The organism is Thalassospira sp. MIT1004, from assembly GCF_001858545.1.
Lineage (GTDB): Bacteria > Pseudomonadota > Alphaproteobacteria > Rhodospirillales > Thalassospiraceae > Thalassospira > Thalassospira xiamenensis.
This window is the reverse complement of record NZ_MCAO01000042.1, coordinates 99,941-126,291: the sequence shown is the minus strand read 5'-3', so window position 1 is coordinate 126,291 and position 26,351 is coordinate 99,941. Positions and strand designations below refer to the sequence as shown.

The following is a 26,351-nucleotide window of genomic DNA, read 5'->3' as shown; positions in this document are numbered from 1 at the left end:
AAAGTGAAACATCAACGACGCGAGTTTTTGAAACTCATGGGTGTTGGCGGGGCCTTTACCCTGTTGCCGGTTGGCATTGGGCGTGCGGCGAGCGCCCCCGCGGTGGAAGACCGGGCACATTATATTTCCGCAAGTGCCGGGGATCATGATGACTTTTACGTCAGCGCGTTCAACGCCAATGGCAAAATCCTGTTCGAACAGGCCCTGCCCGGCCGGGGTCACGACCTTGGTCTGCGTCCCGGCCATGTCGATGTGGCCGCAGTTGAACGCAGGCCGGGTCTTTATGGCCTGATCCTTGATCGCCATAGCGGCGAGGTCCGCGCCAAACTGCATTGCCCGGAAGACCGCCGGTTTTATGGCCACGCGGTTTATTCCAATGATGGCCGGTTCCTTTATATCACCGAGAATGATTTTGATCATGCCCGCGGGGTTGTTTCCGTCTGGGATGCAGAAGACGGGTATCGCCGCATTGCCGAATTTGACAGTTTTGGCACCGGCCCGCACGAATTGCACCTGATGCCGGACGGTGAAAGCCTTGTGATCGCCAATGGTGGCTTGCACACCCATCCGGACTTTGACGGACGCACGGCCCTTAATATCGACAGTATGGAACCGAACCTGTCGATCATTGATCGGCATACCGGCAAGCTGATCCATCAGGCGGCACTTAAAGCCGACTGGCATCAATTATCCATCCGCCATCTTGATGTCGCATCCAATGGGACAATTGCGGCGGGCTTCCAGTATCAGGGGGAACTGACCGATCAGGTGCCGCTGGTCGGGTTGTGGCAGCCGGGTAGCGAAATCCGCCCGATCGAGGCCCCGGACAATGTCCAGCTACGCATGCGGCAATATTGCGGATCGGTGCGCTTTGACGCATCGGGACAGGTATTTGGCATTTCCTGCCCACGCGGCGGATTGATCACATTCTGGGATGTCAAAACATCGGGCTTCCTGACTCATATCGCCGCCCCGGATGGCTGCGGGCTTGCCGCGACAGATGTTGCGGGTCAGTTCGTTGGCACCAGCGGCCTTGGTACCGGATGGCGCATGGATGCGATTCGCCGAAAACGCGTCGAATTACCCGACGATTCGCTTAAATCGCTTCATTGGGACAATCATCTGCGGCGTATTTCCATCTAGATATCGTCATTTAACCCGACCTGAAAGGCCGCACTGATCGTGCGGCCTTTTTGACATTTTCGGCCTGAAATCCGCAGAAAACCGCGGCATTAACCAACCATTTTAGTCGGGATAGAAACACCATCAAACTCTCAACCAAAAATTTTATGCAAATGCGAACGATTTTCACTTGCGCAGTATTTTTTCCTGACCTATAACGGGTCTCGACACAGCCCGCGAATGCAACCCATTCGCACTTGTCCCCAAAAGGCTTGTCTCTCACCTGCGGGTCTCTCTCCCCGCAGGCCTCTCAAGGTGGAACAGCGGTGGTTATCGATGCGGGAAACGATAACCGCCGCTTTCTCTTTTCAGCACAAAGAAACCGGCATTCTTCCACGCAAAGATATTGTGTGCGGACGGATAAGTAATCAGACGCTGTGAGATAGTTTATCGCCAGCGGATTTCAGTGCGTCGCGATACTGCGCATAGTTTTTGCGGGCATCATCCTTTGGCGCGACAATACATACCGTTGCAACACAGACGCCGTTCTGATCGCGGATCGGGGCGGCGAAGCAATGGGTGAAGGTGTCAACGATGCTATCAAAGGAAAAGAACCCGTCTTTTGCCGCCTGCCGGATTTCGGCGATATAGGCATCAAAATCGGTATGGCTGCCATCGGGCAGAACAAAATCGTTTGCCGGAATCAGATCGCGGATTTCATCATCGGAAAAATGGCCCAGCAACAGCCGCCCCGATGCCGTCCACGGGATCGGAGTGCGTTCCCCGACATTGGCGCTGATGCGGAACGGACGGCTGCCTTCGCGTTGCAGGGCGACAGTGTATTTGTTGCCGTCCAGCATGCAGAACTGCGATGTTTCCTTGGTGGTGGCGGTGATTTCATCTAACACGACACCAGCTTCGCGGGTCAGATCGAAATATTCGCGATAGGCCAGCCCAAGGAAATAGACACGACGCCCAAGGAACACCGATCCGTTGGCATCGGTGACCTCGAGCATGCCATGTTCCAGCAGAACGCTGATCAGATCATAGATCGTAGAGGTCGGCGCGCCGAGCGCCTGGGCGATCTCGGCAGGCCGTTGCGAGACTTTGACAGAGCGCAAATGATCAAGAATATCAAACGCCCGATCAATGCCGCGCGCCCGTTTCCGTATTTGCCCTTCTTTCATAAGTCCCCTCTTCGCTGGTGATCAGTTCTTTGGATAGAGGTTCTTATGCCTTGCGAAAGGCAATGCAGTCGACCTCGACCTTGCAATCCACCACCATTGAAGACTGAACGCAAGCACGCGCAGGCGGATGATCGCCGAAATATTCCTGAAAGACTCCGTTGAAGCTCCAGAAATCGCGGGCATCATCAAGCCAGACGCCAATGCGCATGATATCGCTTGCGCTATATCCGGCATCCTCGACGATTTTCAGCATGTTTTCGATAGCAATACGGGACTGTTCGACAATCCCGTTTCCAACGACTTCGCCATCACGCATCGGCGTTTGTCCGGACACGTAAAGCCATCCATCGGCTTCCGTAGCCTTTGCAAAAGGCAGTGCCTTCTGACCGTTTCCTTTTGCTTCACCGACACCGTGTCTTTTGATGGTCATTCAATATCTCCTGGTCTTCAATCACATTTCAGAATTTGCAAGAAAGCCCCGCAACCGGTCTGTTTCCGGTGCGCCGAAAATCTGTTCGGGGGGACCTTCTTCGTGGATACGGCCGTGATGCATGAACACGACCTTGCTTGAAACATCGCGGGCAAAGCGCATTTCATGGGTGACAAGCAGCATGGTCATTCCGTCATCGGCAAGATCGCGGACAACGGCTAGAACTTCCTTGACCAGTTCCGGATCAAGGGCGGATGTCACTTCGTCAAACAGCATGATGCGCGGGTTCATCGCAATCGCGCGCGCAATCGCGACACGCTGCTGCTGTCCGCCAGACAACTGACCGGGGAAATGATCACGTCGTTCAATCATGCCAACCCGTTCAAGCCATTTTTCGGCAATGGCATAGGCTTCGTCCTTTGCCATTTTCTTGGTCTTGGTCAAACCCAGCATGACATTGCGAATGGCGGTCATATGCGGAAACAGGTTGAATTGCTGAAACGCCATGCCGGTCATGGCGCGTTGACGCGCAATATGACGTTCGGAAAGACGGCGGCGTTCACCACCGTCGTGTCTGTAGCCGATGGCTTCGCCGTCGAGTTCGATGGAACCACGTTCGAAATCTTCAAGCAGGTTCACACAGCGCAACAGGGTTGTCTTGCCCGAACCCGATGATCCGATCAGCGAGACGACATCACCCTTTTGCATGGTCATATCGATGCCCTTGAGGACTTCGAGATCACCAAAACTTTTGTGAAGATCGGTAATTGTCAGAATGGGGGACATGGCTGCCTCATTATGGGATCGAGATGCGGCGTTCGACAGCACGGCCGGCCTGTTCGATCAGGAAGTTCAGAATGAAATAGACGAAACCAACGAAGAGATAGAATTCGAGGCTAAGATAGGTCCGTGAAATGACCTGCTGGGTTGCCAGCAGCAATTCAACCACACCAATGATCGACAGCAGCGTCGATGCCTTGACGATTTCGGTCGCGGTATTGACCCAGGTCGGCAGTATCTGGCGCAGGGCCTGGGGCAGCAGGACATAGGCAAAGGTTTGCCCGAAAGTCAGCCCGATTGACTTGGCGGCTTCGGTTTGACCGGCCGGGATTGCCTTTAACGCACCACGGACAATTTCCCCGACATGGGACGAACAGAACATCGTCAGCGCAAGCACACCAGCCTGAAACGCGCTAAGATCCAGCCCCACAACCGAAAGAATATAAAAACAGGCAAGGATCAGAACGAAAACCGGCGTGCCACGCAGGAAGTCGATATAAAGCCGCACCCCAAACCGGGTCGGCTTATTGCCATATGTCATCGCCAGACCAACGAAAACGCCAAGGAACGTTCCAAGCAGCACGGACGCGACGGAAATCAGAACCGTATCGCCAAGCCCGGCCAGCAGGTTCATCCGGGCATTCCACAATTCGTTCAGGAAAAGAGAAAAATTCATGTGAAAGCCTTTCAGCGCGGAACCGCAAGACGTTGTTCAAGCTGGCGCAGGAACCACGCGATGACATAGCAGGCCACCACGTAAATCAGTGACGCAACCATCCATGTTTCAATCACACGGAAGCTTTCGACATTGATCTTGCGTGCATAAAACGTCAGTTCGGGAACCGCGATGGCGGCCGCAAGCGACGTGTCCTTGAACAGCGAAATGAAATTGTTCGAAAGCGACGGCAACACATTGCGCAACATCACCGGAATGATGATGTGGATTTTGATTTTCAGTTCCGTCAGTCCGATGGCAAGCCCGGCTTCACGCAGGCCCTTGGGCAAGGCGACGAGGCCCGAACGGAAAACTTCCGCCAGATAGGCACCGGCATAGATCGACAGGGTAAAAATGAAGGACGGTATCTTGTCGAGTGCAATGCCAAGCTGGGGTAATGCGAAATAACAGAACAGGATCAGGACAAGGATCGGGGTATTGCGGATCGCAGAGACATAAGCCACTGCGATCCAGCGTAAAACCCGGTGACGGGACAGCATCCCGAAAGCCGCCAGAAGTCCGATCCCGCAACCAATCGCAATCGAAACAAGGGCAAGGAACAAGCCAAGGCCAAGGCCCTGCGCCAGCAGCTCCCAATTGCGCCAGATGACGCTGAAATTGAAATCGTAGTTCAAAACGGTTCTTCCCGGATGCTGCTAGGTTATTTGTATTCGACGGGGAAGCCGATCTGCGGCACCGACAGTTCCGTGCCGAACCAGGTTTTGAAGCTGTCGGCGTAGAACGGGAATTCAACACCGGTCATACCTTCGTGCAGAACCGTGTTTACAAAGTTCAGCCAACGCTGATCGCCCGGCTTCACGCCACAGGAATAGCTTTGCGGGTTCCAGCCATATCCGGCGTCATGGTAACGGCCCGGGTTTTTGACCATGAACCAGCGCAGTGCCGACTGATCAGTTGCGGCGGCATCGGCACGCCCGGAATTCAGCGCCTGATACATCAGATCCACACTGTCATACTGATCGACTTCTGCCTCTGGCAGGGCAGCGTGAACCATTTCTTCGGCGTAGACGTTCTGAAGAACGGCAACGGTAACGTCCGATCCAGCAGCTTTGAGCGCCTCGTAATCGGCGTAGTCGCCGCCTTCCATCTGCAACAGACCAACGCCTTCACGGTAATAGGGGATCGTGAATTCGATCTGCTGGGCGCGTTCGGCGGTCACCGTCATGAACTGGCAGGCCAGATCGACCTTGTCGGTCACAAGGTTCGGGATACGGGCATCGCCGGATTGCTGGACATATTCGATTTTATCGGGATCGCCAAACAGGGCCTTGGCGACAAGGCGGCCCATATCAACGTCAAAGCCCTTGAGCTTGTTATCCGAGTCAATGAAGTGCCATGGCGGGTTGGTCGAGCCGGTCCCCAAGATCAGGTGACCACGATCAAGGACCTGCTGAAGCTTGCTGGCTTCCTGTGCAATGGCCGATCCGGCAGTTGCGGTCATAAGCGCCGCGACTGCGATTGTTTTTAAGAAGGTCATGTTTGTCTCCGCTGATGAAAAGAGCCAACCGTTTTTGATGAGTCCCGGTTAATTCCGTTATACCGGAATTAATATCGTTGTTACGGATTTAACTTGAAACCAAAATCTAGCCATGTCAATTCGCTTTTGCGAAACCCGCAGTTTTCCTTGGCTTTCGAAATGTAGTGACCTCGGCACCCGGACGATCTGATGTGAGGACTTTTATGGAAGTGATGACCTGTGCATCCTGTCAGAGCAGGGCGTTTTCCGAGTATTTCTGCGCGAAACGGCGAACAAGAACATGGAGAAGATCGGGAGTCGCAGCGCGCGAGGTAGCAAAAAAGAATTCGGCCGCTATCACGAGATGCAATAGCGGCCGACTTTCGATAATTTTCTGGAGTAGCTTGCGCGGCTGAGGGATCAGCGGTTGCGCAGCGCGATCAGCAGACGAAGGCTGTTAAGCGTCACCAGAACGGTTGCACCGGTATCGGCCATCACCGCCAGCCAAAGTCCCGTCAGACCGGTGATGCTGGTGACCAGAAAGACAGCCTTAAGCCCCAGTGCCAACCCGATGTTTTCGCGGATCACGCGGCGCGTGGTGCGGGACAGCTTTACCAGATTAACGACATCCGACAGCCGGTCCTTGACCGCCACCGCATCGGCGGCCTCAAGGGCGATGTCGGTGCCCCCGCCAATTGCGATGCCGACATCGGCCGATTTCAGCGCCGGGGCGTCGTTGATGCCATCACCAACCATGGCAATCGATCCCTTCCGCACCGGATCATTGCGCAATTCGGCCAGCACGTTCAGCTTGTCTTCGGGCAGAAGCTGCGCCCGGTAGTCCATACCAAGTTCACCCGCCATGCGTTTGGCAACGCGTTCGGCATCACCCGTCAGCATCACCGGGCTGATGCCCAAGGCGTTCAGTTTGGCAAGCGCATCCCGGGCATCCGCACGCGCGGTATCCCGCAGCGCAAGTGCGCCAATGACATCGCCATCACGCAGGATGACAACGGCCGTGCTGCCGGCGTCTTCCTGTGCGGCAAGCCAATCGGCAACTTTGGCAGCCGGTTCGATATCAAGGCGTTTGGCCGCCCCGACGCGATAAAGCGTGCCATCAATTCGGGCTTCGACCCCGGCGCCGGCGATCGTACGCGCATCGGTGATTTCCGGCAGATCAAGTTTCTGTTCCGTCGCGGCATGAACCACCGCCTTTGCCAGCGGGTGGGAGGTCACGGTTTCAAGCGCGGCAGCAATCGCAAGCAGCCGGTCCTCGTCCATATCGCCCACCGACATCATTGCCGTCAGCTTTGGCTTGCCTTCGGTCAATGTGCCGGTTTTGTCAAACGCCATGGTACGAACCGCCCCGATGGCCTCAAGCGCGGCACCGCCTTTAACCAGCAGACCAATTCTGGCCGCACGAGCCAAGGCCGACGTGACCGCCGCCGGGGTGGAGATTACCAGCGCACAGGGGCAACCGATCAGAAGCAGGGCCAGCCCGCGATAGATCCATTCTTCCCAGCCCTGCCCGAACAGGACCGGCGGAATGACAACCGTCAGGGCGGCAAGCGCCATGATGATTGGCGTATAGATACGGGCAAATTTGGTAACGAAACGCTCGACCGGTGCCTTGTGCTTTTCGCTTTGTTCAACCAGATCGATCACACGATCCAGCATGGTTTGCCCTGCCGCACGGGTTACGCGCAGGCGTACGGGCCGATCGGTGACAATGGCACCGGCAAAAACCTCGTCCCCCGGTTCAGACGGGACGGGCACGGATTCACCGGTCAGGTGGCTGTTGTCAATTTCGGCGGCCCCGTCGGTCAGGACACCGTCGGCCGGAATACGTTCGCCTGGACGGACTTCGACAATATCATTCAGTGCAAGCGCGGACGGGGCGACCGTTTCAAACACATTACCCGATGCCGAAACCCGCCTTGCGGTTTCCGGGGCCAGTTTCATCAGCGATTTAACACCGCTGCGTGCCCGACCAGCGGCAATGCCTTCAAGGCTTTCGCCGATGGCAAACAGCAGGACGACCATACCGGCTTCAAGACTTTCGCCGATCGCAACCGCGCCAAGAACCGCGACACTCATCAACAGTTCGATGGAAAAGAATGCGCCGCTTGCCGCCAGACGGAACGCCGTTTTCATAACCGGAAATGCTGCGATGATCGAGGCAATGGACATTGCATAAGCATCGGTGACCGGAACCAGCCAGCCAACCAGCCCGCCCAGCATAAGCCAGGCCGCCGCCCATGCAATTTCGTCCCCGGCTTCCGGCCAGGGGGCCAGTTTGCGCAGCAGGGATTTGTCACTGGCATCGGTATCTTGCGACGCGGCATTATCCGTCGCAGCCGGATTGGCAGAGCCACAGGAACCACCAGCGCAGCAAGCGGCTTCGGATGATTTCGCCGCCCCCGGAATTACCTTTTCCTTTGCCGGATAACCCAGTTTGGTCAGCATCGTGCTGATATCGGAACGCGTTTCGGCACTGTCGTCGCGAAGACCCAGCGTCACCATTTCGCGCATCATCGATACATCAACACATTGCACGCCATCACGTTTGGAAAGCGCGGTTTCAATTTTCGCCACACAGGACCCGCAATCCATGCCCGATACAGCCCAATGACGATGCGAAATGCCGTCGCGATGACGAGCCAGCACATCGTCAACCGTGCCCTGTTCCCTGCCACTCAGTTCGGATTGCGCGTGCAGGCCATCGGCGGCAGCAATAAAGCTTTGCCCCGGCACGGCGTCGTTCAGAGCCGCAATCAGCGATGACTTGCAGCTTTCACAATTTCCAATGGCCGGGAACTGATCCCATTTTGCGATGACGGACATTCTGGACCTCGCCAACATTCAAATTTATATTCATGCGTTATATTCAAATAACAATTCATATGTTGTGGAGTCAAGAACATTCAAATCATGATTTGAATGTTATCACACACAATGCCCGACGCCCCGAAAAAGTTGATGAATTACGCCAGCACTGCGGCCATAGTGACCACCCGATTTAAGAACCAAGGCCAACCGCCCTATGCCCCGTATTGTCATTTGCAAAACCTGCCAGCCAGCACCCGATGCTGATCCGGCCTCAAAGGTGGATTTTGTCGATGCGGATGGTTTTGCGCGGCAGTTAGGCACGGCACTTGATCAGGCGGAATTGCCCGAAACGTTTGAAATCACGCAGGTTGACTGCATGGGATCATGCAGCGACCCGACATCGGTTGCGCTTCAGGGAGCCGGACGGGCAAGTTATCTTTTTGCCGGATTATCGGCGCGTCACGACATTGACGATATCATTGCCACCTGCCGGGAATATCTGAACGCCCCGGATGGATGGATCGAAGACGCACGCGGCTGCGGACGTCTTCGATTTTGCCTTAAGGCCCGTATTCCAGCACTTTGATTAAGGTTTAACCGAAACTCTCATGGTCTTACGCAACGGTTTATCGCCAACAGCAAGCTGGCTGTGATCATTGGCCGTCAGCGTGACCGTGACCTCGTTATCGCCCGCCGGAAGATCTGCGATATGAAGCCACGGGCCATACAGGCGGGCAATCTTGGTGCCGTTAACATAGACATGGGCATGCCCCTCGCCCGGGATATGGGGACTGCTGGCATGTTCGGGGGCAAAACGGAAATTCTGCACCAAAAGATGCAGGTTCCAGCCACTGACCGGATCGGGCGCAATGGCAACATCAAATCTTGGCACATCAACGGCATCGGGCAGGGAAATGGTGGCATCATGGCTGGCATGGGCACCGGTCAAATTCATCGCGCCATGTGTGTCATCATGCGTACTTCCGCCGTGCGCCTGCGGATCAGAATGATCATGACCGTCAAGGGTGATGCCATTTCCCGCCGCGACCAGAAAGCCAATCCCGCCGCCAAAAACAAGCCCGATCCCAAAAAGGGCAAGTGAACGTGACATTTCGTTTATCCAGACAAATCAATGAAAGAAAACAGGCGCGGAATATACCGCGCCTGATCGATTGCGTTTACGCTTCCCGGTCGGCTTCACGCCGCCAGAAATGCCCGGCAAACAAGCCGGTCAATACCCAGGCCACCGCCCCGATACCAAAGGCACGCGCAGCAAACAGCGCGCCAAGTTCGGTCGGCACAGGACCGGTGAACTGATCGGGTTCAGGTGCACCGATAACATGCGGCGCCAAAAGCAGAACAACCGCCGCCGCCCACGCGAGCCAGTTCCGACCAAAGGCGATCAGCCAAACCGCAAGTGCCGCGGTTGCCACCGTCGCAAACCACCAGATTTGCCGTTCATAGACATCGGCCGCGGCAACACCGGGCACCTCTGGCGCCAAGGTGAAACCCGGTGCAAAATGCACGATGACAAAACCGGCAATGCCCCAGATGATGCCATTGCGCGCCGCCACCACATGACCACGGTTTTCGGCAAAGGCCATGGCCGCCACCAGTATAAGTGCATACCCGGTATAGACCAGCATCGTGAACAGGACGCTTAGCCCGTCACGTAGCGGATCAATGCCACCGACATCCTGATGCGCGCTAACCGCGTCACCGCCGAAATGCACAAGGGCACCGGTTTCATACAGCTCCGCATGCAGCAAAACGGGCTGCACAAAATACAGCTGTAGCAGGGCCGCAATAAGCCCCGCTGCAGCACCAGCGAACAACGCGCTGGTTACTATGCGTGTGAACATGACTTAGTGGCAGGGGAAGCCGGTCGCGTGGCGCACATCGTGTGCCGCGTCATGAAGCAGGTCCGCCTGAACGTGGCCGGTGACAAATACAACGGCAAGGCCAAAAACGGCGCAGGCAAGGATCGGCAGAAGAACGGATTTTTTCGAAGCGGCAAATGCCGCGGTCTGCGTGGTCATAGAAATCTCCTTTGCTGTCACACCCGACAGTCGGTTCGGGTCCATGCCTGGCAGGTCTCCTGGCTTGCGGGTCATCATGCGTCGCCGACCTTCCCTGCTTTCGCAAGTGGTATGATGGCGGGCACTCGTCGCATACAGTCGCGGGGGCGGCTTTGGCTTTGGCCGTAAAACAGACGGCTTTCCAAATTCCCTCTTCGTTTCCCAACCCCGAGCAGAGCGGGAAAAACCAAGCCATTCGTTTATGACGGTAATTTGGCGCAAGTGCAATGTGAAAACCACGCAGGCCGGGTGATCATTCGTCGAACATATTCGCCCGATTGTCGATCCGCCCCCAAACCCCGGGGCAGAAGGCCTAATCGTGCGTGACGTGGGCAAAGACGTCCCGAACAACACGGGAAATATGTTCGTCATCAATCTGATAGAAGATATGACGCCCGTTTCGTTCCGATGCCAGAATGCGCTGATCGCGCAACTGACGCAGATGATGACTGGTAAGCGATTGTGACATACCTGATGCCTCGGCCAGTTCGCCGACGGTTTGCGGTTTTTCCATGCAGCGCAGAACAAGCTGCAACCGCCCGGCATCCCCCAAAAGCGCAAAGATTTTTGCCGCCGCCTCGATATCGGGCAGCGACAGGTTATGACCAGTCGCACGCGACGCGTCACGCGTTACGGCTTCCCCCTGTTCGGTGGAAAGGCCAAGACGTGCGGCTGTATCGCATTCCTGACAATCGTCGCCGTTTTCATCCCGGGCGATCACGGGACGCGTCGGGGCAATTTCGACTTTGCGGGAATTTGTTTTGCTTTGTGACATGCCCCTATTTTCCATGCCCTGAATGACTTGGCAAGGGGACTTGATCGCGGTTGCCATGGAACCCCGGCCATGAGGAGGCGTTTCATGGACAAGACACCATCAAATGTGCCCCTGAAACCGAGGAGAAACAGCGATGCAAGAGCAAACTGCACTTGATCTTTTTAATCTGCAGCAGTCGCGCGATAGCTGGGAAAAGAATGTTGCCGGTTATTGCAAGGACAACAACATGCAGGTCGGCAACCTGCCCAAGGAAGTTTCCGGCCCATATGACGAAATGAACGAGGCTTGGGAAAAGCTTAAATCCGAGGGTGAAAGCGCAAGCAACGCCACCGCGCAGCAATTCCACAAGGCAACTGCAAAGCTTGAAAAGGCATGGGACAACATGGTGGGTAAATGACCGGTTTCAGGTCCGGCAACCCAAATGCCCCAAAATCGCCTTTTCATTGCAAATCGATGACATGATTACACGCCAGATTGAACCTGTCTGGAAAAGCAAAAGGAGGCTCCCATGACAGCCCGTCCCCTTCCGGAGCACGCCAAGCTCCATCAGGAATTCAAGGATTGGGAGTTCGGCCTTGCTGCACATTGCAAGGAATCCGAAGCCGGGCTTGAACAATTGCCAAGCGAGGTTGTTCAAGCGTGGGATGACATGGATGCCGCCTGGAGCGAGATCAAGGATCATAGCGGTGATATCCCGCAAGAATCCCTGCAGCGTTTTCGTGAAGCCAAACAACGTTTGCAAGGTGCGTGGGACGCGATGATCTCTTCCAAACGGCATTAACGACGCCGCGCTGGAAGCAGCCAGACTTTTTCGTCTCCCTCTCTTCCCTGGCGGGTTTTCCTCCCCTCCCCGCCATTCCTCCTGCAGCCGGGTGTTTCAACCGCCCCGGCTGCATTTTTTTTGTCTGAATTTTGGCCGGGCATCGCCCGCCTGACGATCAAAGCGCGACTACGGACAAAAATCCGGATTGACTCATTTCGATAAAAAATTCATGTTTTACTTTAATTAATGAATTTGATTCGTCATTAAAATGTCCCCCGATTGTTTCCGAATGGAGCCCCGTCATGTCCGACACCCTGAAAAATGTCCGCACCGTCAGCCGCATTCTTGGCTGGGTGTGCCTTATCGGCGTTGTTTTCGAAATCTGTCTCGTGCCGCTGATATGGCATGTCGATGGCTGGGTTGATACCAGCGCCAGCCAGATGACCATCAGCATTGAAGAATTGCGCGCCCTTTCCGGATGGCAGAAATATGCCGTGATGGCATCGATGATGCTGCCGACACTTGTTATGGCCTATGGGCTTTGGCGATTGCGCAAGATGTTCCTGTCCTTTGCCGAAAACCATATTTTCCAGCCTGCCCCGATTGCCCATCTGAAAGCATTTTCCGTGGCCCTTATGGCGCAAACCCTGATCAAGCCGCTTTCAGGCGCACTGACATCCGTACTGGCAACCATAACCCGCCCTGAAGGCGAAAGGATGCTGTCTATCGGGCTCAGCGATGCCGAGGCCAGCACCCTGTTTCTGGGCGGGTTGCTTTTGGTGATTGCTTGGGTATTGGGAGAAGCCACCCGGATCGAGGACGAGAACAGGAGCTTCGTCTGATGGCGATCATTGTCCGGCTTGACGTGATGCTTGCCCTGCGAAAGATGAAGTCCAAGGACCTCGCCGCGCGGATCGGGGTGAGCGAACAGAACCTGTCGCTTCTGAAATCGGGCAAGGTGCGCGGGGTCAGGTTTGAAACACTTGCCGCAATTTGCCGGGAACTTGATTGCCAACCCGGTGATCTTCTGGAATTCGTTGCCGACGACCTGTAAGCTCTTGTGATCATGACGGCCCGGTTAACACGGGGCGTCCTTCATAAGAAACAAAGCAGCCTGTTTAACGGCTGTTATCAGGGAAGACGTGAATGGAAAACAAGGTTGCCCTCGTAACAGGTGCCGCACGCGGCATCGGACTCGCCACCACACATCTTTTTATCGAACAGGGCTGGCAGGTTGCGATGATTGACCGCGACAGCGCGGAACTTCGCAGCGCATGTCGCGATATCGCAAATGCCAAGGCATTTGAATATGACGTATCGATCCCCGAACAGGTCGATCTGATGATCGACGAGGTCCTGACCGAGTTCGGACAGATTGATGCGGTCGTCAATAATGCCGGGGTTGCCGATTTCCTGCCGATCCATGAAACTGATTTCAGCGCGTGGCGCCGGATCATGGAAACCAACCTTGATGGGGTCTTTCTTGTTTCGCAGGCGGCAATCCCAGCGCTCAAGCAGACCAAGGGTGCGATTGTCAATATCGGCTCGATTTCCGGGCTTCGGGCATCAACCCTCCGGGTGGCCTATGGCACATCGAAGGCCGCTGTCATTCATCTGACAAAACAACAGGCGATCGAGCTTGGTGATTTTGGTGTTCGAGCCAATTGCGTCTGCCCCGGCCCGGTCAAGACCAAGCTTGCCATGGCTGTCCATTCGCCGGAAATCATATCAGCCTATCTTGATGCCATGCCGCTTGGCCGGTATGGCAGCGAACGCGAAATCGCCGAAGTGATTGCGTTTCTATGCTCCGACAAAGCGAGCTACGTTACCGGTCAGGTGATCGCCGCCGATGGCGGGTTTGAAACGGCTGGTGTCGGGCTTCCGGCCCTTCGCAAGGCTGCCGAAGAATAAGCAATTACAGGCGATCACCTTTGGCTGAATGCGCAAGCTTCATTGCACAAAAGTGTGATCGCTTTCCCTTCTTCCTGCGTATGGCAGGGAAACGCCACCACTCAAAGGTATTTCCTTGCCAATCGAATTTGCCCTTCTCGTCCTCAATGCTCTTTTCTGCCTTGCATTTCCGTGGGTTTACAACTGGTCCTATGGCAGGCAGGTCGGTGGCAAACGCCTGATGGGCAATCGCGACAACCTGCCCGAACGGCAGGGCTTGGCCGCCCGCGGCCTTCGTGCCCATCAGAACCATCTGGAAAATCTGGTGCCGTTTGCGATCATCGTTCTGGTCGCGCACGCCATCGGTATTTCAAACACTGTCACCGTGGCTTGCGCGGTTGTCTTTACCATCGCCCGCCTTGCCCATACCGGGTTCTATTTTGCCGGAATCACGCGCGTTCCGGGGATCAATGGCGTGCGATCCATTGCCTATTTTGTCAGCCTGTTTGCGATGCTTGTCTTTGCCTTGCAATTATTCTGGTCGTAATTGTCGGCGCAAACTCTCGACAAGTCGGGTTTCGGGCGTTACGAGATAGGCGGCCAAACCGGAACGGGTAGGGTCATGACTTAACGCTTTTACCCAAGGATCTGCCGTGAGCACGTTACCCCCCTGCCCCAAATGCCAGTCGCCCTATACCTACGAAGATGGCGAATTGCTGATTTGCCCGGAATGCGCCCATGAATGGTCGCAGCAAACCGCAACGGGCGGAGACGAAACCGAATACAAGGATGCCAATGGCAATGTGCTTGTTGACGGCGATACGGTTTCGATCATCAAGGATCTGAAGGTCAAGGGCGCGTCTCAACCGCTTAAGGTCGGCACCAAGGTCAAAAATATCCGCCTTGTCGAAGGCGACCACAATATCGATTGCAAGATCGACGGATTTGGCCCGATGAAGCTTAAATCCGAATTCGTCAAAAAGATCTGATTGCGGGCTTCGCCCTGTAAACTCTGCGCCGACGACATTGCGACCGGGTTCTGGTATAATGTCGTCGTCTGATACTGGCCTGAACCATCCAAAGGAAACGGGGGGCCACCATGCGCCACCTTGCCCTTATCGCCGCACTACTTGCGACCCTGTCGCTATCTTCCTGCCTGACCTTTAACTGGCAGCGAAGCGTTCAGCAGGTGCTATCGAATGCATGCAATTCGACAGGGGATTGCGGCTCGGATGGGCCAATGGCCAACTATTGAAAATCAGTGATTCAACTAAATATTGCTTACTGGCAAGTAAGAACTTCCAGTCTCATCTGCATGACGCCAGACCAAACGCAAAATTGCACTTAGGCTCTGACCTGGCTGTAACGCGCGATACAAATGGGCCCCATCGATACTTACAAATCTTAACTCGCCTTTTGTTTGGAGACCCTCAAGAGCTTCGGTCGAGTAACCATTCACTGAAACGTACAATCCACGCGTATTTGCACTTTTACCGCTAATTTTCGAGATGAAAGCTCCAAACTCCGCTCCAGAGACAGGTGAGGATACCCATTTTGCCTCAAGAACAATGGTATGGCCTTGCCATTCAAAACTACCATCAATTTGCTCACCTTTATTGCGGAAGGACCCCCGTGGCGAAAGCCCCTCCAACTCAAATAATTTTTTTAGTAACTGTTCTAGCGCATAACCTCTTTTCTGAGAGTTTTCTTCTACCACTAGCAAGTTAAATTCATTCAAAATCTCTGCTCTGGTTGCCTCTTTCTGCTCGTATTTTTGGTCTTTCTTTCTTTGTATGCCTTCTTCTTTCCTCCGTTGCTCTGCTTTTTCATTTTCTTTTCTAATCGATTGCGCGATCTCAAACTGTTCTCGTAATCCACTCAATGCCTCTTTCGCTCGGACTGGGAATCCACTTTCATCAAGTTTCACAGCAAAAGAAACGAGATTGCTAATAGCTTTCTGCCCTGAATCCTTTTGCCCTTGCGCAAGTTCCAGAAGCTCTTGCACAACAAACCTTTTTGGTGCTCGCTCATATTCTCGCCGAGAGTTTTGTGCTCTTTGCTCAGCTCTTGACCTCGCATCGTCGAGCCATTTCCTTGGAACGCCAGACCGGATGACAAACTTGTCTAACTGGTCGTGAAATTCCCAACTTTCTGTCAAAACTGTCTCAAGAAGATCCAAAACAACAGGGCCGAAAGTCATCCCTATTTTCCTGACGTAGTTAGCACAAGCAGATAAAGTATTAGTTATAACCTCTTACTTCCTATCAAGATAGATTCAGCAAGAAGTAAAAACGGCGCGCCCAATGGACGCGCCGTTTGTTGTTTCTGGTGATCGGAAAGCTTATTCCCACTCGATCGTTCCCGGTGGTTTCGAGGTGTAGTCATAAGTGACGCGGTTGATACCGTTGACCTCGTTGATGATCCGGTTGGCGATGCGGCCAAGGAGTTCCGGCGGGAAGGCGAAGAAGTCGGCGGTCATGCCGTCGGTCGAGGTGACCGCGCGCAGCGCACAGGCATAATCATAGGTGCGACCATCGCCCATCACGCCAACGGTACGGACCGGAAGCAGCACAGCGAAGGCCTGCCAGATGGCGTCATAGAGACCGGCATTACGGATTTCTTCGAGATAGATCGCATCGGCCTTGCGCAGGATATCGAGCTTTTCGCGCGTGATCGGCTGGCCGGGGATACGGATGGCAAGGCCCGGGCCAGGAAACGGGTGACGGCCAACAAAGCTGTCGGGCAGGCCCAGTTCACGACCAAGGTCACGGACTTCGTCCTTGAACAGTTCACGCAGCGGTTCGACCAGTTGCATGTTCATGCGTTCCGGAAGGCCGCCGACATTGTGGTGTGACTTGATGGTGACCGACGGGCCGCCGGTGAAAGACACGCTTTCGATGACGTCCGGGTAAAGGGTCCCCTGAGCAAGGAAATCAGCACCGCCGATTTTCCTAGCCTCTTCTTCGAAGACTTCGATGAACAGGCGACCAATGGTTTTGCGTTTGGTTTCCGGATCGATTTCGCCTTCGATCGCACCAATGAAGGTTTCCGAGGCATCAACATGGACCAGCGGAATGTTGTAATGGTCACGGAACAGGGTGACCACCTGATCGGCCTCGCCCGAGCGCATGAAACCATGATCAACGAACACGCAGGTCAGCTGATCGCCAATCGCTTCGTGGATCAGAACCGCGGTGACGGAGCTGTCAACACCGCCTGAAAGACCGCAAATGACCTTGCCATCGCCGACCTGTTTGCGGATTTTGGCAATGGCGTCGTCTTTATAAGCGTTCATCGTCCAGTCGCCAGAGCAACCGGCAACACCATGCGTGAAGTTTTTAAGCAGCTGCGCACCATGCGGGGTGTGGACCACTTCGGGGTGGAACTGGACGGCATAGAATTTCTTGTCGTCATTGGCGATGGCAGCAAATGGTGCGCCTTCGGATTTACCAACAACGCGGAACCCGTCAGGAAGGGCATCGACGCGGTCGCCGTGGCTCATCCAGACCTGTTCGCGTGCACCTTCGGCCCAGATGCCGGTGAACAGTGCACAGTCTTCGATCACATCGACAAAGGCACGACCGAATTCGCGGTGATCGGACGTTGCGACCTTGCCGCCAAGCTGATTGACCATGGTCTGCTGACCATAGCAGATGCCAAGCACCGGCACGCCAAGTTCAAAGACCTTTGCCGGAGCCGAGGGTGCCTTGTCCCAATGGACCGATGCCGGACCACCAGACAGGATCACGGCCTTGGGCGCGTATTCGTCAAGGAAAGCATCCGAGACATTGTTGAAGGGGTGGATTTCGCTATAGACACCGCTTTCGCGCACGCGGCGTGCAATCAGCTGGGTGACCTGCGATCCAAAATCAATAATCAGCACGCGATCTGTCATCGGGCCGTATCTCCGTCGAGTATGGGGTTGCGCCGTACATACGCCAAACCATCCGTCTCGGCAACCCGGCGCAAACGGTTACCTTGGGATGCATTCATGAAATTCTGATGCCGAATTCCGGCATTTGGGGACAATTGCGGCCTTTTCTTGCCGGAACGCCCCCGAAAAGAGCACAATTGGTCCCTTTTTCCTGCGCAATGCGTCTGTAACTTGGTTTCCAACGGAGCACGGAGATAACCGCGTCCGACAGAATCAGAAATCATGAGCAAATCAAGTTTGACCATGCAAAGGGACACAGACAAATGACACAGAACAAAGGCAGTAAAATCGCGCTTGCCGTCGCTGGCCTTCTTCTGGTCGCCGGTGCGGCAACGGCCATTGCAATGACCCAGTCCGAGAGCAATAACCCTGCGTCGCTGTTTGGCACTGAAACCGGTACCGAGAAGAGCGACACCATGACCCCGGCACCTGATGCCCCGGCAGCCGAAACCGGCGAAGCGCCGAACACCGTCCTGCCGGACGACAATCAGGAAGTTCCGGGCATGAAGGGTCTTGATGGCAATGCAGGCGAAGATAGCAGCCCGCTGGAACTGATGCCGCAGGATGATGGCGGCACCTCCGGTGGCGAAACTGCGCCCAAGACGGAATAAAAAACCGGTCGGGTAAACTGTGGAAGATCCAATCTTCACATCGCGTTCACGGTAAAATGCACTTGTGGAAAGAACTGGCCCTGTCCCCATTCGGGACAGGGCCATTTTTCTTGCCGCAATTTTACAGTTTGCAAGCAGACCAAGGGCGGCATCGGACATCGGGTTGTTTGCGATGACCATGGCCGCCATTGTCATTATTTCACCTTGCCTTTGGCTGTGCGTTCAAACACCGCAACAAAGAAACCGTCCGTACCGTGAACATTAGGCGACAGGCGAAGCCACGGCTTGTCCTTGCCACCGGGGACCGGAACGGATTTCGGGGCGTCGGGCCAGATTTCACTGACCGGGACCGGTCGGAAATCCTTGCGATCACGCATGAAGGTTTCGATCAGGCGTTCGTTTTCTTCGGGCATGATCGAACAGGTCGCGTAAATCAGACGCCCGCCCTTGGTGACCTTTGCCGCACCGGCCTTCAAAATCTTGCTTTGGCTTGCCATCAGCGTGCGAATATCGCGCTGCCCGATGCGCCAGCGCAGCGCCGGGTTGCGGCGCAGGGTGCCAAGCCCCGAACAGGGAACATCAAGCAGAACACGATCAAAGAAACCGGATTTATTGCGAAGCCAGCTATCACGTTCATCGGAAATGATGCGCTGCTGGATGCAGTCCCCGGCACCGGCACGTTTGGCACGTTTGCGCGAATTATCCAGACGACCGCCATGGGTATCGCAGGCAAGGATACGGCCCTTGCCGCGCATGTCGGATGCCATGCCAAGCGTCTTGCCGCCACCGCCCGCACACATATCAAGGATATGCATGCCCGGCTTGGCATCGACCAGACGCACGCAAATCTGCGATGCTTCATCCTGAATTTCGATCAGGCCATCCTTGTAAGCCGCAGTGACCAGCATATTGACGCCAAGCGGCAGACGCAGGCCGTTCGGTGCATAGGGAAGCTTTTCGATATTGTGGATGCCATCGGCCTGAAGCGATTTGATGGCGTCCTCGACCGTACCACGCAGGCGGTTGACACGCAGATCGAGCTTGGCAGGCTGATTATAGGCCACCATTTCCGCCGGAAGATTTTCGTGATGGAGCTTTAGCAGCTCGGCATACAGCCATTTCGGCAATTCGGTTTTGACTGCGCCCGGCTGCCCGTCATGGTCAAGGGTTTTACCGGTCAGCTTGTTGATCAGATGATTTTCTGCCGGATGCAGCGGGTTCGGGCAGAATTCTTCACCATTGAACATGCTTGAAATATCTTCGGCCTTGCGTTTGTCCTGCAAGACCAGTTCGGCGATCATGCGCGCACGACCATCCTGAAACTCATATCCGCATTCGGCAAGCCACCAGCCCAGACGCGCCTGATGACGGATCAGGTTATAGAAACGTTCGCTGATCTCGCGACGATCGCCACCACCGATATAACGGCGATTGCCAAAATAGCCGGAAATGACGCGGTCTGCGTCGTCTCTGGTCTGGGTCCAGCCATCATAAAGTTCAATGACAGCCGCGATACGTGCACCGGGTTTCAAAACGAATGTCCAACCTGTCTGAGTGTGATGTTCCTGTCCCGATATGGGAACTCAAGCAAACACCATACGATAAAAAAGGCGATGACGGCAGGATTGCCTGCCGTCACCTGAAATTTGTGCCCGCTGATATCACGGGTTGGGCCATTCGCCAACAGCGACAAGCGCAAGGCAGCCCAGCCAATTGATCAGCGTGCCCCGATTAGTTACCAGGACGGTAATTCGGGGCCTCGCGGGTGATGGTCACGTCATGGGCATGGCTTTCGCGCAGGCCCGCATTGGTGATGCGAACGAACTGGGCCCGTTCACGGAAATCGGCAAGCGTTGCCGAACCGGTATAGCCCATCGATGCCTTAAGACCGCCAACCATCTGATGGATGATCTGACCAGCCGGGCCCTTGTAAGGGACGCGGCCTTCGATGCCCTCGGGGACGAGTTTCAGGTTATCCTGAACGTCCTGCTGGAAGTAACGGTCCGCAGACCCGCGTGCCATCGCACCGACCGAACCCATCCCGCGATAGGATTTGTACGAACGGCCTTGATACAGGATGACTTCGCCTGGCGCTTCGTCGGTACCGGCCAGAAGCGAGCCAACCATGCAGGTGCTGGCACCGGCGGCCATTGCCTTGGCAATGTCGCCCGAAAACTTGATACCGCCATCGGCGATGATCGGAACGTCAAGCTTGTGACCGATTTCCGCACATTCAAGGATGGCCGTCAATTGCGGCACACCCACACCGGCAACAATGCGGGTGGTGCAGATCGACCCCGGACCGATGCCGACCTTGACCGCGTCCGCACCGGCTTCGGCCAGTGCCTTGACGGCTTCGGGGGTGGCAACGTTACCGGCGATGATCTGGGTATTGCCGATCTTTGATTTTATATATTCGACTGCCTTGATCACACCGGCGGAATGGCCATGTGCGGTATCAATGACCAGTACGTCAACACCGGCTTCAACCAGCGCCATCGCACGTTCAAAGCCGCTTTCGCCAACGCCGGTTGCCGCGGCAACACGCAGACGACCGCTTTCATCCTTGCACGCATTCGGGTGCAATTTGGCTTTTTCGATGTCCTTGACGGTAATCAGGCCGGTGCAGCGATAGGCTTCGTCAACCACCAGAAGCTTTTCAATGCGATGCTGGTGCAGAAGTTTTTTGGCTTCTTCGGTTTCGACATTTTCCGTTACCGTAACCAGATTTTCGTGGGTCATCAGTTCGGAAACCGGTTGCGAACGGTTGGACGCAAAACGCACATCGCGGTTGGTCAGAATGCCGACCAGCTTGTTGCTGGCGCGTTCAACAACCGGAATACCGGAAATGTGGTTGATGTCCATCAGGTCCAGCGCATCGGCGAGCGTCTGATCCGGGTGAATGGTGATCGGGTTGACGACCATACCGGATTCAAATTTCTTTACGCGGCGAACTTGTTCGGCCTGCTGTGCGATATCGAGGTTCTTGTGAATGACCCCCATACCACCATGCTGCGCCATAACAATCGCCATCGGGCTTTCGGTCACTGTGTCCATTGCGGACGACAGAAGCGGAATGCGCAGGTCGATATTTTTGGTAATGCGGGTATTGGTCTGCACCTGTGCCGGCAGCACTTCGCTGGCGGCGGGTTTGATCAAAACGTCATCAAACGTCAGGGCTTCTGCAATGCGGGTCATATGGGGCCACCTCGTTAATCTGAGTTGGCGCGGAACTTATACACGTTATGGCCTTTATGCCAAGTTTTCTGCGCCCATAGCAGCCCTGTTATTTTATTGCTGCATTATCCGGGCAGTTCCGTTAGAAACTGGTAGATGGGGCTGCTATCTGGCGCAGCCCCATTTTTATGCCCGGATCACCCCCGAATTTTGCAAGGCAGACCAAGCGTTTGCCGCAATCGCGAAAGCCGCCCGCCCCTGTTTTACGCGGTCGCAGCATCCGGAACGTTGAGCACCTTGTCGATAAACCGGCGTACATCACCATCAAGTGAATCGGCCTGCCCCAGAAGATTTGTCGCCTCGCTATGGAGTTGCAGGACGACAGAGCCGGACTCGGTCGTGCCGCTGGCAACGTCAGCAAGGATGGCCGCAATGGTTTGCATGCGTCGCACCGCCTGATCGATCCGGTCACTGATCGCACCGACAACTTCGGTCTGTTCGCGGGCGGCTTCGGCAACCAGACGCGCACCGCTATCGATTTCGCTGATCTTTTCATTGATCTCGCGCACCGATGAAACGGCTTCGCGGGTCATTGACTGCATTTCGCCGATTTCACCAATCACCTGTTCGGCGGCACGCGATGTCTGGGACGCCAGGTTTTTGACCTCGGTCGCGACAACGGCAAAACCCTTGCCTGCTTCGCCGGCACGGGCGGCCTCTATGGTGGCGTTCAGGGCCAGAAGATTGGTCTGATCGGCGACATCGGTGATCAGTTCGACCACCTTGGTCACGCGAAGCGCCATGTCATCAAGACGCGTGATGTGATTATCGGCAACACGGGCCCGGCTAACCGCGGCTTCGGCCAGTTCGGCGGAACCATTGATCTGCGCGCCGATCTGACGAATGGAGGCACTGAATTGTTCGGTGGCAACCGCGATGCCGTTCAGGGCCTCGGTACTGTCATCGGCAGCAAGGCGCATATCGTTGGCCTGTTCGGCGATGCGACTGACCTGCCGGGACAGAAAATCGGAACTGTCACTTAGCTGTTTTGCACTGTTCGAGACCGAACCAACCACCGACTGGATATCATCACCGATACGCCCGGCGCTATCGCTGAAGTTTCTGGTTTTTTCATGCATGGCATCAAGGGCGGCATTGACCGTCCCGGCATAGCCGATCAGATCACCGCGCAGTCCCCTTGGCAGGATTTTGCGATAATAGGATCCCCGCGATGCATGGCCCATGGCACCTGCGGCTTCCTTGGCGAACGCCTCGGTCAGGTCAAGCAACTGGTTCACCGCATTTTGCAGGGGCGCAAGATAACCCTGTGTTTGACGATTATTGACCCTGACACCCATTTTTCCATCGGCAGCGTCATGGACGATATCGTACAGTTCATCAATGATCCGCTTGTGACGCGTGATGGCAACCGCACCAATCAACGCCATGACCAGAAGCGCAATCGTCGCAATCAAAGAAACAAACGGTGCATGCGTTGGCGCCATCAGAAGTGCACCAATCAGACCAAAGGCCAGCATCAGGCCAGAAATCAAAATCCGTCGCAGATTAGAGAGTGAAAACAAACTGATCATAGTCGATGCCTGCCTGCCCCAGAAGATTACCAAGTTTTTGTGTACTGCGCGCCATGCCGTCCTTGCGATTACGTTCGCGTTCTTCTTCTGCACGAAGATCGGCATAAAGCGGGATAACCTGTTCAACCGCTTCGCGGCGAGGTACCCGACGATTGGAATGATAACCAACGATATTGCCATTCGGCCCGAAGGTCGGTGTGACATTGGCCAGCACCCAGTAATGATCCCCGTTCGCCGAGCGATTGATCACATAGGCGAAAATCTCGCGCCCCTTGGAAATCGTGTCCCACAGTAAGGCGAACACGCAGCGCGGCATGTCGGGATGGCGGATAATGCTGTGCGGCTGGCCCAGAATATCCTTTTCACGATATCCTGCGACCCGCAGAAAGACATCATTTGCGTAAGTAATACGTCCCTTGGTGTCGGTCTTGCTGACGATAATTTCATTATCGCCAAAATGACGTTCAACACCGGTCAGAAAAAGCTGATCCTGTTTCATCAATTGCACCCCGTTCACGGATCAATGGTCCCACAACCGATCCTGACATAGCGAAACCCCGCCCGGGTCGCGCAATTCTGCGTCAATTTCATCCGGTGCGGAGACTATTTGCTAGACCAATGTATAGAAGATGCCGGATTGCCACTTCTTGACTTAGCGCAATCGGATTGCGGAATATTTCACCCGCGACACAACCCAAGCGGGATGAAAGCGAATTTTTGCAAATAAAAAAGCGCGCCGATCTTGTGGCGCGCTTTGCATTTTACCTTTTCATGAACTTAGCCGACCGGCGACCAGCCGTCGTCTTCGCGCAACTCTGCATTGGCAATGTCATCGGCGGCATTGTTCTGCCCGCGGAAGCCGGTTGCAATCAGATAAGCTTCCGGGCTTTCGGGGCGTGATGCCGGTGGTTTGGCATGTTTGGATACGCGGAAGTTCTTTTTGACCCGATTCAAAAGATCATTTTCCGTACCGCCCTTGAACACCTTGGCGATGAAAATACCGCCCGGTGCCAGAACTTCTTCGGCAAACAGCAATGCATGTTCGACCAGATCGATAATACGGATATGGTCGGTCTGGCGATGGCCGGTGGTTTCGGGCGACATATCGGAAATCACAGCATCAACCGGCCCATCAAGGGCCTGCTTGATCATGTCGGGTGCTGCCGGGTCAAGGAAGTCGGCCTGCAAACAGGTTGCACCGGAAAGACCTTCCCATTCCAGAATATCAAGCCCGACGACCTGACCGCGTCCCTGTTTTGAACCGACCATGTCAACCGCAACCTGCGTCCAGCCGCCCGGTGCCGCGCCAAGGTCGACAATGCGCATGCCCGGACGCAGCAGATCGAACTGATTGTTGATTTCAATCAGCTTGAAGGCCGCACGCGACCGATAGCCAAGGCGCTTGGCTTCCTGCACATAGGGATCGTTCAGTTGCCGGTCGAGCCAGCGGGTCGAGGAAATCTTGCGTCCCTTGGCACTTTTGACGCGCGTCCGCAGCCCGCGCCGTGCGCCGGTATCGATCGCAGCAATGGCTGAACCCTTGCGGCGGCGCGTCCCGCCTTTTCCGCTGCTATTGTCGGTCATGTTCTTTACCTGAACTGAAACGTGTTAAAGGCCAGTACGATCCGATGGCGCGATGCCGATCATGGATTGGCCGAGATATGGGACACTGTATGACGTCGCGCATCGCACGGGTCAATAGCATGACCGTCTGCGCGCATCAAATCGACCAAGATTCCCTCGCGAAGGCCACGATCGGCAACTTTTAGCGTCGCCAAGGGCCAGATATCGCGAATCGCGGCAAAGATCGCCGCCCCCGCATCCATCAGCTCGGCCCGCTGATTCCCGATGCAGGGATGGCCTTTGCGTTTGTCAGCTTCCATGCGCAGCAGCAATTCGGTGACGCGTTCCGCATCATCGAACCGCAAATCCGATCCATCAACCTTGTGACGTTCGTACCGTTCAAGGCCAAGCGCAATACCGCAGAATGTGGTCACGGTGCCCGATGTACCAACCATCTGCACCTTGCCATCGTCAAGAATATCCGAGCAGCAATTGCGGCTGGCGAAATCGCGCAGGCGGTCGCGAATTTCAGTGCGCATTGCTTCGAACCGTTCGCGGCGCTGCTCGATCCCGGCATAACGTTCGGTCAGGCACAGAACCCCGCAGGGCATCGAAAGCGTTTCAATGCACTGGGTCTGGCCCATATTGTCGACCTTGATCCAGCAGATTTCCGTGCTGCCACCGCCAATGTCAAACACCACCGCATATGGGCGCTCGTCAAGCAAGGCAGAGCAGGCCTGAAGTGCCAAACGGCTTTCTTCGTCCGGATTGATGATTTTAAGTTCAATACCAGTTTCGTCAAAGACCTTCCGGACAAATTCATCGCGATTTTTGGCCGTCCGACAGGCTTCTGTCGCCACCGCATGCAGTTTTGCACCGGGATGCTTGCGCAGTTTTTTCGAACAGACCTTTAACGCGTCAATCGCGCGATCCATTGCCGCCTGACAAAGATAACCTTTTTCCCGCACACCTTCGCCAAGACGCACAACGCGCGAAAACGCGTCAATCACCTTGAACCCGTCTTTGCAAGGGCGCGCGACCAGCAGACGGCAATTCGAACTGCCCAGATCAATCGCGGCATAAAGCGGGGGATGACTGGTCGTGGGGTGCAGCGGGCGATCCACAACAAGGCTGTCGGCAGGCAAACTCGATGATGGCACAACGCACGGCGCATCCATCACGGCATTTCCGGCCATGGCAGCACCGCCTTCAGGGCGGATAGCCCTGTGCGTGTCGCTATGGGGAGATACCTGTTTCACCTGCTCTGATCTGCCTTGCTTGTCGGTTACAAATTCTTTGATCGCATCAACACGACAATTATATGACGTTCCCGCGAATCACACATATGAGTTTACCGACAATGTTGCACAAGGCAAATCCCGTATGCATTTAACTCATGGAGCAGCGGCTTCACCCCCGTGCCCAAAG

Annotated in this window: 30 protein-coding genes and 1 riboswitch; of the genes, 11 read left to right on the top strand and 19 right to left on the bottom strand. The window is 55.2% G+C overall.

Annotated elements, in window-relative coordinates; all coding sequences use genetic code 11:
• The first annotated feature begins 3 nt into the window (after positions 1-3).
• Complete coding sequence (locus BC440_RS14615; protein ID WP_071240366.1) at positions 4-1,143, top strand: DUF1513 domain-containing protein; 1,140 nt, start codon at positions 4-6, stop codon at positions 1,141-1,143.
• Between the two features lie 407 nt (positions 1,144-1,550).
• Here BC440_RS14615 and BC440_RS14610 read toward each other — a convergent pair whose 3' ends face one another.
• The 7 genes from BC440_RS14610 to BC440_RS14580 form a co-directional block, all read right to left on the bottom strand.
• On the bottom strand, positions 1,551-2,309 hold the full coding sequence (locus BC440_RS14610; RefSeq protein WP_007090816.1) for an IclR family transcriptional regulator: 759 nt from the start codon (positions 2,307-2,309) through the stop codon (positions 1,551-1,553).
• A gap of 43 nt (positions 2,310-2,352) precedes the next feature.
• Positions 2,353-2,739 (bottom strand): RidA family protein, encoded by a 387-nt coding sequence (locus BC440_RS14605; RefSeq protein ID WP_082824806.1) that lies wholly within the window; start codon positions 2,737-2,739, stop codon positions 2,353-2,355.
• A 21-nt stretch (positions 2,740-2,760) separates the two neighbouring features.
• Positions 2,761-3,525 (bottom strand): amino acid ABC transporter ATP-binding protein, encoded by a 765-nt coding sequence (locus BC440_RS14600; protein WP_071240365.1) that lies wholly within the window; start codon positions 3,523-3,525, stop codon positions 2,761-2,763.
• Between the two features lie 10 nt (positions 3,526-3,535).
• Positions 3,536-4,195, bottom strand: coding sequence for an amino acid ABC transporter permease (locus tag BC440_RS14595; protein WP_071240364.1), 660 nt, complete (start codon positions 4,193-4,195; stop codon positions 3,536-3,538).
• A gap of 11 nt (positions 4,196-4,206) precedes the next feature.
• Positions 4,207-4,869 (bottom strand): amino acid ABC transporter permease, encoded by a 663-nt coding sequence (locus BC440_RS14590; protein ID WP_007090812.1) that lies wholly within the window; start codon positions 4,867-4,869, stop codon positions 4,207-4,209.
• A 26-nt stretch (positions 4,870-4,895) separates the two neighbouring features.
• Positions 4,896-5,732 carry a transporter substrate-binding domain-containing protein gene (locus BC440_RS14585; RefSeq protein WP_071240363.1) on the bottom strand — a complete coding sequence of 279 codons (837 nt, stop codon included), beginning with the start codon at positions 5,730-5,732 and terminating at the stop codon, positions 4,896-4,898.
• A 399-nt stretch (positions 5,733-6,131) separates the two neighbouring features.
• Entirely contained in the window at positions 6,132-8,555 is a 2,424-nt protein-coding gene (locus BC440_RS14580) for a heavy metal translocating P-type ATPase (RefSeq protein WP_071240362.1), read from the bottom strand.
• A 199-nt stretch (positions 8,556-8,754) separates the two neighbouring features.
• Here BC440_RS14580 and BC440_RS14575 point away from each other — a divergent pair, with 199 nt between their 5' ends.
• Complete coding sequence (locus tag BC440_RS14575; protein ID WP_247643577.1) at positions 8,755-9,126, top strand: DUF1636 domain-containing protein; 372 nt, start codon at positions 8,755-8,757, stop codon at positions 9,124-9,126.
• On the opposite strand, the gene BC440_RS14570 is transcribed toward BC440_RS14575, so the two are convergent.
• From BC440_RS14570 to BC440_RS14555, 4 genes are all read right to left on the bottom strand, one after another.
• The gene (locus BC440_RS14570) at positions 9,127-9,651 is read right to left on the bottom strand and encodes a hypothetical protein (protein WP_071240361.1); all 525 of its coding nucleotides are present in this window, start codon (positions 9,649-9,651) and stop codon (positions 9,127-9,129) included.
• 67 nt (positions 9,652-9,718) lie between these two features.
• Positions 9,719-10,402, bottom strand: a complete 684-nt coding sequence (locus BC440_RS14565) for a CbtA family protein (protein WP_071240360.1) — start codon at positions 10,400-10,402, stop codon at positions 9,719-9,721.
• Between the two features lie 3 nt (positions 10,403-10,405).
• Positions 10,406-10,579 carry a CbtB domain-containing protein gene (locus BC440_RS14560; RefSeq protein WP_071240359.1) on the bottom strand — a complete coding sequence of 58 codons (174 nt, stop codon included), beginning with the start codon at positions 10,577-10,579 and terminating at the stop codon, positions 10,406-10,408.
• A 31-nt stretch (positions 10,580-10,610) separates the two neighbouring features.
• A riboswitch (cobalamin riboswitch) is annotated at positions 10,611-10,825 on the bottom strand.
• Positions 10,826-10,931: 106 nt separating this feature from the next.
• Positions 10,932-11,393, bottom strand: a complete 462-nt coding sequence (locus BC440_RS14555; RefSeq protein WP_071240358.1) for a metalloregulator ArsR/SmtB family transcription factor — start codon at positions 11,391-11,393, stop codon at positions 10,932-10,934.
• Positions 11,394-11,526: 133 nt separating this feature from the next.
• On the opposite strand from BC440_RS14555, the gene BC440_RS14550 reads away from it, so the two are divergent.
• The 8 genes from BC440_RS14550 (at position 11,527) to BC440_RS23185 (ending at position 15,301) form a co-directional block, all read left to right on the top strand.
• On the top strand, positions 11,527-11,790 hold the full coding sequence (locus BC440_RS14550) for a hypothetical protein (protein WP_071240357.1): 264 nt from the start codon (positions 11,527-11,529) through the stop codon (positions 11,788-11,790).
• Positions 11,791-11,901: 111 nt separating this feature from the next.
• Positions 11,902-12,174: a hypothetical protein gene (locus BC440_RS14545; RefSeq protein ID WP_071240356.1), complete on the top strand. Its 273-nt coding sequence runs from the start codon at positions 11,902-11,904 to the stop codon at positions 12,172-12,174.
• 284 nt (positions 12,175-12,458) lie between these two features.
• The gene (locus BC440_RS14540; protein ID WP_071240355.1) at positions 12,459-12,998 is read left to right on the top strand and encodes a DUF2975 domain-containing protein; all 540 of its coding nucleotides are present in this window, start codon (positions 12,459-12,461) and stop codon (positions 12,996-12,998) included.
• Positions 12,998-13,210 (top strand): helix-turn-helix transcriptional regulator, encoded by a 213-nt coding sequence (locus tag BC440_RS14535; RefSeq protein ID WP_063093489.1) that lies wholly within the window; start codon positions 12,998-13,000, stop codon positions 13,208-13,210. Before BC440_RS14540 ends, BC440_RS14535 begins: the two co-directional genes overlap by 1 nt.
• Positions 13,211-13,302: 92 nt before the next feature.
• The gene (locus BC440_RS14530) at positions 13,303-14,067 is read left to right on the top strand and encodes an SDR family NAD(P)-dependent oxidoreductase (RefSeq protein WP_071240354.1); all 765 of its coding nucleotides are present in this window, start codon (positions 13,303-13,305) and stop codon (positions 14,065-14,067) included.
• 115 nt (positions 14,068-14,182) lie between these two features.
• Complete coding sequence (locus tag BC440_RS14525) at positions 14,183-14,593, top strand: MAPEG family protein (RefSeq protein WP_071240353.1); 411 nt, start codon at positions 14,183-14,185, stop codon at positions 14,591-14,593.
• 106 nt (positions 14,594-14,699) lie between these two features.
• Positions 14,700-15,035 carry a zinc ribbon domain-containing protein YjdM gene (locus BC440_RS14520; RefSeq protein ID WP_071240352.1) on the top strand — a complete coding sequence of 112 codons (336 nt, stop codon included), beginning with the start codon at positions 14,700-14,702 and terminating at the stop codon, positions 15,033-15,035.
• A 110-nt stretch (positions 15,036-15,145) separates the two neighbouring features.
• A complete protein-coding gene (locus BC440_RS23185) occupies positions 15,146-15,301 on the top strand; it encodes a hypothetical protein (RefSeq protein WP_175484495.1) in 156 nt (51 codons plus the stop codon).
• A gap of 15 nt (positions 15,302-15,316) precedes the next feature.
• Here BC440_RS23185 and BC440_RS22440 read toward each other — a convergent pair whose 3' ends face one another.
• Together BC440_RS22440 and guaA are read right to left on the bottom strand one after the other, a co-directional pair.
• Positions 15,317-16,246, bottom strand: coding sequence for a restriction endonuclease (locus BC440_RS22440; protein ID WP_083379380.1), 930 nt, complete (start codon positions 16,244-16,246; stop codon positions 15,317-15,319).
• A 141-nt stretch (positions 16,247-16,387) separates the two neighbouring features.
• Positions 16,388-17,941, bottom strand: coding sequence for a glutamine-hydrolyzing GMP synthase (guaA, locus tag BC440_RS14510; protein WP_062952604.1), 1,554 nt, complete (start codon positions 17,939-17,941; stop codon positions 16,388-16,390).
• A 302-nt stretch (positions 17,942-18,243) separates the two neighbouring features.
• Between guaA and BC440_RS14505 the strand changes: the two genes are divergently transcribed.
• Positions 18,244-18,591, top strand: a complete 348-nt coding sequence (locus BC440_RS14505) for a hypothetical protein (protein ID WP_071240351.1) — start codon at positions 18,244-18,246, stop codon at positions 18,589-18,591.
• A 194-nt stretch (positions 18,592-18,785) separates the two neighbouring features.
• Here BC440_RS14505 and BC440_RS14500 read toward each other — a convergent pair whose 3' ends face one another.
• From BC440_RS14500 to BC440_RS14475, 6 genes are all read right to left on the bottom strand, one after another.
• A complete protein-coding gene (locus tag BC440_RS14500) occupies positions 18,786-20,123 on the bottom strand; it encodes an RsmB/NOP family class I SAM-dependent RNA methyltransferase (RefSeq protein ID WP_071240350.1) in 1,338 nt (445 codons plus the stop codon).
• Positions 20,124-20,322: 199 nt separating this feature from the next.
• A complete protein-coding gene (gene guaB, locus BC440_RS14495) occupies positions 20,323-21,789 on the bottom strand; it encodes an IMP dehydrogenase (protein WP_037992357.1) in 1,467 nt (488 codons plus the stop codon).
• 242 nt (positions 21,790-22,031) lie between these two features.
• Entirely contained in the window at positions 22,032-23,360 is a 1,329-nt protein-coding gene (locus BC440_RS14490) for a methyl-accepting chemotaxis protein (protein WP_082822540.1), read from the bottom strand.
• The gene (locus tag BC440_RS14485) at positions 23,335-23,859 is read right to left on the bottom strand and encodes a PAS domain-containing protein (RefSeq protein WP_007090791.1); all 525 of its coding nucleotides are present in this window, start codon (positions 23,857-23,859) and stop codon (positions 23,335-23,337) included. The genes BC440_RS14490 and BC440_RS14485 overlap by 26 nt, the downstream gene beginning before the upstream one ends.
• Positions 23,860-24,137: 278 nt before the next feature.
• On the bottom strand, positions 24,138-24,944 hold the full coding sequence (locus BC440_RS14480; RefSeq protein ID WP_007090790.1) for an RlmE family RNA methyltransferase: 807 nt from the start codon (positions 24,942-24,944) through the stop codon (positions 24,138-24,140).
• A 59-nt stretch (positions 24,945-25,003) separates the two neighbouring features.
• Positions 25,004-26,182, bottom strand: coding sequence for a Ppx/GppA phosphatase family protein (locus tag BC440_RS14475; protein ID WP_223305027.1), 1,179 nt, complete (start codon positions 26,180-26,182; stop codon positions 25,004-25,006).
• Positions 26,183-26,351: the final 169 nt, after the last annotated feature.